We start from the raw sequence: 6,047 nt of genomic DNA, 5'->3' as shown, positions 1-6,047 counted from the left end.
TGGTCATCGGCTCAAGCGAGGTGTTCCCGGGGGGTTCGAGACCACGGTTTGTGTGGTGTTCATGCAGAGTTGACCTCGAGTTGACGAAGGCGAACACCGCGACGTAGAGTTGAGAACCGCGCAGACGACGAGTTCGAGTCGTTCGCAGCGAGTATTCGCTGGGAATGATTCATTCGAAGTCGGGTCAGGACGGCGGAAACGCTGAATTGACGAAGCGGGAGCTTGTTGGTAAGCTTACAAAGTTGCTTCGGAGCGATTCAGAGAAAAACTTCTGATGGTGCCGGTAGCGGTTGTTGTTTGAGAACTCAATAGTGTGCCAAGTTTGTTGATACCAAATTATTTATTTGGTTATAACAGCGACATTATCACCCCCGTGATAGTGATCGCAAATTTAGCCAAGGATTCATTAACTGGTGTCCGTGGTTGATGATGGATGGATCGTGAGGGCCTTGTTTTTCTGGCAGGGTCTGGTCTGTTTGTTGTTGATTGTGGATGCTTTCTCTTATTAATTTTTTAATGGAGAGTTTGATCCTGGCTCAGGATGAACGCTGGCGGCGTGCTTAACACATGCAAGTCGAACGATGAAGACCGTGCTTGCACGGTTGGATTAGTGGCGAACGGGTGAGTATCACGTGAGTAACCTTCCCTTGACTCTGGGATAAGCCCGGGAAACTGGGTCTAATACCGGATACGACCAGTCCTCGCATGGGGTGCTGGTGGAAAGATTTATCGGTCTTGGATGGACTCGCGGCCTATCAGCTTGTTGGTGAGGTAATAGCTCACCAAGGCGATGACGGGTAGCCGGCCTGAGAGGGTGACCGGCCACACTGGGACTGAGACACGGCCCAGACTCCTACGGGAGGCAGCAGTGGGGAATATTGCACAATGGGCGAAAGCCTGATGCAGCGACGCCGCGTGCGGGATGACGGCCTTCGGGTTGTAAACCGCTTTCAGCAGGGAAGAAGCGCAAGTGACGGTACCTGCAGAAGAAGCGCCGGCTAACTACGTGCCAGCAGCCGCGGTAATACGTAGGGCGCGAGCGTTATCCGGAATTATTGGGCGTAAAGAGCTCGTAGGCGGTTTGTCACGTCTGCTGTGAAAGCCCGGGGCTCAACCCCGGGTGTGCAGTGGGTACGGGCAGACTAGAGTGCAGTAGGGGAGACTGGAATTCCTGGTGTAGCGGTGAAATGCGCAGATATCAGGAGGAACACCGATGGCGAAGGCAGGTCTCTGGGCTGTTACTGACGCTGAGGAGCGAAAGCATGGGGAGCGAACAGGATTAGATACCCTGGTAGTCCATGCCGTAAACGTTGGGCACTAGGTGTGGGGGACATTCCACGTTTTCCGCGCCGTAGCTAACGCATTAAGTGCCCCGCCTGGGGAGTACGGCCGCAAGGCTAAAACTCAAAGGAATTGACGGGGGCCCGCACAAGCGGCGGAGCATGCGGATTAATTCGATGCAACGCGAAGAACCTTACCAAGGCTTGACATGGACCGGACCGCTGCAGAGATGCAGCTTCCCTTCGGGGTCGGTTCACAGGTGGTGCATGGTTGTCGTCAGCTCGTGTCGTGAGATGTTGGGTTAAGTCCCGCAACGAGCGCAACCCCTATCCTATGTTGCCAGCACGTAATGGTGGGGACTCATGGGAGACTGCCGGGGTCAACTCGGAGGAAGGTGGGGACGACGTCAAATCATCATGCCCCTTATGTCTTGGGCTTCACGCATGCTACAATGGCCGGTACAATGGGTTGCGATACTGTGAGGTGGAGCTAATCCCTAAAAGCCGGTCTCAGTTCGGATCGAAGTCTGCAACTCGACTTCGTGAAGTTGGAGTCGCTAGTAATCGCAGATCAGCAACGCTGCGGTGAATACGTTCCCGGGCCTTGTACACACCGCCCGTCAAGTCACGAAAGTGGGTAACACCCGAAGCCGGTGGCCTAACCCTTGTGGGGGGAGCCGTCGAAGGTGGGACTCGCGATTGGGACTAAGTCGTAACAAGGTAGCCGTACCGGAAGGTGCGGCTGGATCACCTCCTTTCTAAGGAGCAGGACCCGAGTCGGGTCCGCCACTTCATGTCGCCGTTCGTGTGACTGGTGGTTTGCTCAAGGGTGGAATATCAACGAATCGTCATCATGGTCTTGGCACTGGTTTCTCCGGTACGCCCGTCTTGGTCAGCTTTATTGCTGTACTGAGGTTCACGGGTCGGAAAGAGGACTGGTGTCATATGTCTGTGGTGCTTGGCACACTGTTGGGTCCTGAGACAACAATGGTTGTTTCAAGATCTGGCCCTCGGCTTCAGGTAGTCGACCTCGTTTACGGGGTTGGTGATGGTGGTGGGGGTTGTTGTTTGGGAACTGCATAGTGGACGCGAGCATCTTTGTTCTTTTGAACGAAATACTCGAATCATGCTGGTCACGCCTTTGGTGTGGCTGGTGTTTTTTGTGTCAATTTTTAGTCGAGCACTTAATTGTTGAGTGTCATTGCAGCTACTGTGATGATGTTTGTAAGTGTTTTAGGGCGCATGGTGAATGCCTTGGTAGTAGGAGCCGATGAAGGACGTGGGAATCTGCGATAAGCCTGGTGGAGTTGATAACCGAGCGTTGATACCAGGATTTCCGAATGGGGAAACCCCGCATGCCGTGATGGTGTGTGACCACCGGTTGAATGTATAGACCGGTTGGAGGGAACGTCGGGAAGTGAAACATCTCAGTACCGACAGGAAGAGAAAACAATGTAGTGATTCTGTGAGTAGTGGCGAGCGAAAGCGGATGGGGCTAAACCGGTTGCGTGTGATACCTGGTAGGGGTTGCGTGATCGGGGTTGTGGGACATTTCGTTGGGGATCTACCAGTCCTCAGGGTTGAGGTGCGGGCGTATAGACGAAGAAGGTTGAGTCCTTCGCCGTAGAGGGTGTGAGTCCCGTAGTCGTAATGCGTTCCGCCGGCCTGTAAGTGTATCCCGAGTAGCACGAGGCTCGAGGAATCTTGTGTGAATCAGCCAGGACCACCTGGTAAGCCTAAATACTACCTACTAACCGATAGTGAATCAGTACCGTGAGGGAATGGTGAAAAGTACCCCGGGAGGGGAGTGAAATAGTACCTGAAACCATGTGCCTACAATCCGTCAAAGCATCCTATAGGGGTGTGATGGCGTGCCTTTTGAAGAATGAGCCTGCGAGTTAGTGCTCAGTGGCGAGGTTAACCCGTGTGGGGAAGCCGTAGCGAAAGCGAGTCTGAATAGGGCGTTTGAGTCGCTGGGTCTAGACCCGAAGCGGAGTGATCTACCCATGGCCAGGTTGAAGCGCGTGTAAGAGCGCGTGGAGGACCGAACCCACCTAGGTTGAAAACTGGGGGGATGAGCTGTGGGTAGGGGTGAAAGGCCAATCAAACTCCGTGATAGCTGGTTCTCCCCGAAATGCATTTAGGTGCAGCGTTGCGTGTTTCTTGCCGGAGGTAGAGCTACTGGATGGCCGATGGGCCCTACAAGGTTACTGACGTCAGCTAAACTCCGAATGCCGGTCAAGTGAGAGCGCAGCAGTGAGACTGTGGGGGATAAGCTTCATGGTCGAGAGGGAAACAGCCCAGACCACCAGTTAAGGTCCCTAAGCGTGTGCTAAGTGGGAAAGGATGTGGAGTTGCTTAGACAACCAGGAGGTTGGCTTAGAAGCAGCCACCCTTGAAAGAGTGCGTAATAGCTCACTGGTCAAGTGATTCCGCGCCGACAATTTAGCGGGGCTCAAGCACACCACCGAAACTGTGGCATTTAGTCCCTTGCGGACTGGATGGGTAGGGGAGCGTCGAACACTGCGGTGAAGCAGCAGCGTAAGCTCGTCTGTGGAGTGTGTTCGAGTGAGAATGCAGGCATGAGTAGCGAAAGACACGTGAGAAACGTGTCCGCCGAATGACTAAGGGTTCCAGGGTCAAGCTAATCTGCCCTGGGTTAGTCGGGACCTAAGGCGAGGCCGACAGGCGTAGTCGATGGACAACGGGTTGATATTCCCGTACCGGTATAAGACCGCCCATGGTGAACTGGTGATACTAACTGCCCGAATCGTGCTAGAGCGGTCCCTTTGGGATCGACGTGTACGAGGAGCGCAGGACCTGAACCGGGGAGCCAAGCGTATTAACAGGTGTGACGCAGGAAGGTAGCTGAGCCCAGCGATGGTTGTCTGGGTCTAAGAGTGTAGCCCGAGTCCTAGGCAAATCCGGGACTCGTTATACGGGTGAGACTTGATGGGACTCCACTTTGTGGGGGATTCAGTGATCCTATGCTGCCAAGAAAAGCATCGACGCGAGGGCTTGTACCGCCCGTACCCATAACCGACACAGGTGGTCAGGTAGAGAATACTAAGGCGATCGAGAGAACCACGGTTAAGGAACTCGGCAAAATACCCCCGTAACTTCGGGAGAAGGGGGACCACCCTGGTGATCCAGGCTTGCTTTGGTGAGCTGGTGGTGGTCGCAGAGACCAGGGGGAAGCGACTGTTTACTAAAAACACAGGTCCGTGCGAAGTCGTAAGACGATGTATACGGACTGACTCCTGCCCGGTGCTGGAAGGTTAAGAGGAAGGGTTAGTCACTTGTGGCGAAGCTCTGAATTTAAGCCCCAGTAAACGGCGGTGGTAACTATAACCATCCTAAGGTAGCGAAATTCCTTGTCGGGTAAGTTCCGACCTGCACGAATGGAGTAACGACTTCCCCGCTGTCTCAACCGTGGACTCGGCGAAATTGCACTACGAGTAAAGATGCTCGTTACGCGCAGCAGGACGGAAAGACCCCGAGACCTTTACTATAGCTTGGTATTGGTGTTTGACATCACTTGTGTAGGATAGGTGGGAGACTGTGAAGCGGCCACGCTAGTGGTTGTGGAGTCATCGTTGAAATACCACTCTGGTGTTGTTAGGCATCTAACTTCGGGCCCTGATCGGGTCCAGGGACAGTGCCTGGTGGGTAGTTTAACTGGGGCGGTTGCCTCCTAAAGAGTAACGGAGGCGCCCAAAGGTTCCCTCAGCCTGGTTGGCAATCAGGTGTCGAGTGTAAGTGCACAAGGGAGCTTGACTGTGAGAGCGGCAGCTCGAGCAGGAACGAAAGTTGGGACTAGTGATCCGGCGGCACCGTGTGGAAGGGCCGTCGCTCAACGGATAAAAGGTACCTCGGGGATAACAGGCTGATCCTGCCCAAGAGTCCATATCGACGGCATGGTTTGGCACCTCGATGTCGGCTCGTCGCATCCTGGGGCTGGAGTTGGTCCCAAGGGTTGGGCTGTTCGCCCATTAAAGCGGTACGCGAGCTGGGTTTAGAACGTCGTGAGACAGTTCGGTCCCTATCCGCTGCGCGCGCAGGAGATTTGAGAAGGTCTGTCCTTAGTACGAGAGGACCGGGACGGACGAACCTCTGGTGTGTCAGTTGTACTGCCAAGTGCACCGCTGATTAGCTACGTTCGGGATGGATAACCGCTGAAAGCATCTAAGTGGGAAGCCGGCTTCAAGATAAGATCTCCGTCACCTTTAAGGTGTGAAGGCTCCCAGCCAGACTACTGGGTTGATAGGCCAGATGTGGAAGCGCAGCAATGCGTGAAGCTGACTGGTACTAATAAGCCGACCACTTACACCACACTCAATGTGTGCTCGGTGAAGTTTTAATTGAACACTGCGTGTTCGCGTCCACTAGGCGGTTCTCTGCCAACAACCCCGCAATGCCCATGGTGTCTCTTGTTTGAGGCGTGTGGGTGTGTGGGTCAGAGTCAGACCACCCCTGCGTGTCATCACGATGTGATGGTATGGCAGGTGTGTATAGTTCAATAGTGTTGTTGTGAGTTTAGGTTTACAGCATCTTCAGTACCCCTGTTGCGGGTGTCAGGTCGTGGTGATCTGGTGCGTGTGGTGGTGTGGGAAGTGGTGTTGTTCTAGAGTTACGGCGGTCATAGCGTGGGGGAAACGCCCGGTCCCATCCCGAACCCGGAAGCTAAGGCCCACTGCGCCGATGGTACTGCACACTGGAGTGTGTGGGAGAGTAGGTCGCCGCCGGACACTATTTGGTAGAGAGGGT

The 6,047-nt window shown here is 54.4% G+C and carries 3 rRNA genes; all 3 read left to right on the top strand.

From position 1 onward, the window contains the following. The first annotated feature begins 513 nt into the window (after positions 1-513). The 3 genes from LSI54_RS12860 to rrf all read left to right on the top strand — a co-directional run bounded on the left by LSI54_RS12860 (position 514) and on the right by rrf (position 6,028). Positions 514-2,038: ribosomal RNA gene (locus LSI54_RS12860) — 16S ribosomal RNA — on the top strand. Positions 2,039-2,502: 464 nt separating this feature from the next. After that, positions 2,503-5,612: ribosomal RNA gene (locus LSI54_RS12855) — 23S ribosomal RNA — on the top strand. Between the two features lie 299 nt (positions 5,613-5,911). Further along, positions 5,912-6,028: ribosomal RNA gene (rrf, locus tag LSI54_RS12850) — 5S ribosomal RNA — on the top strand. The 16S, 23S and 5S rRNA genes sit together here, the layout of an rRNA operon. The last annotated feature ends 19 nt before the right edge of the window (positions 6,029-6,047 follow it).

It is taken from the genome of Nesterenkonia sp. AY15, assembly GCF_022565855.1.
Lineage (GTDB): Bacteria > Actinomycetota > Actinomycetes > Actinomycetales > Micrococcaceae > Nesterenkonia.
Note: the sequence above shows the minus strand (reverse complement) of the source record. Positions and strands in the feature narration are given on the sequence as shown.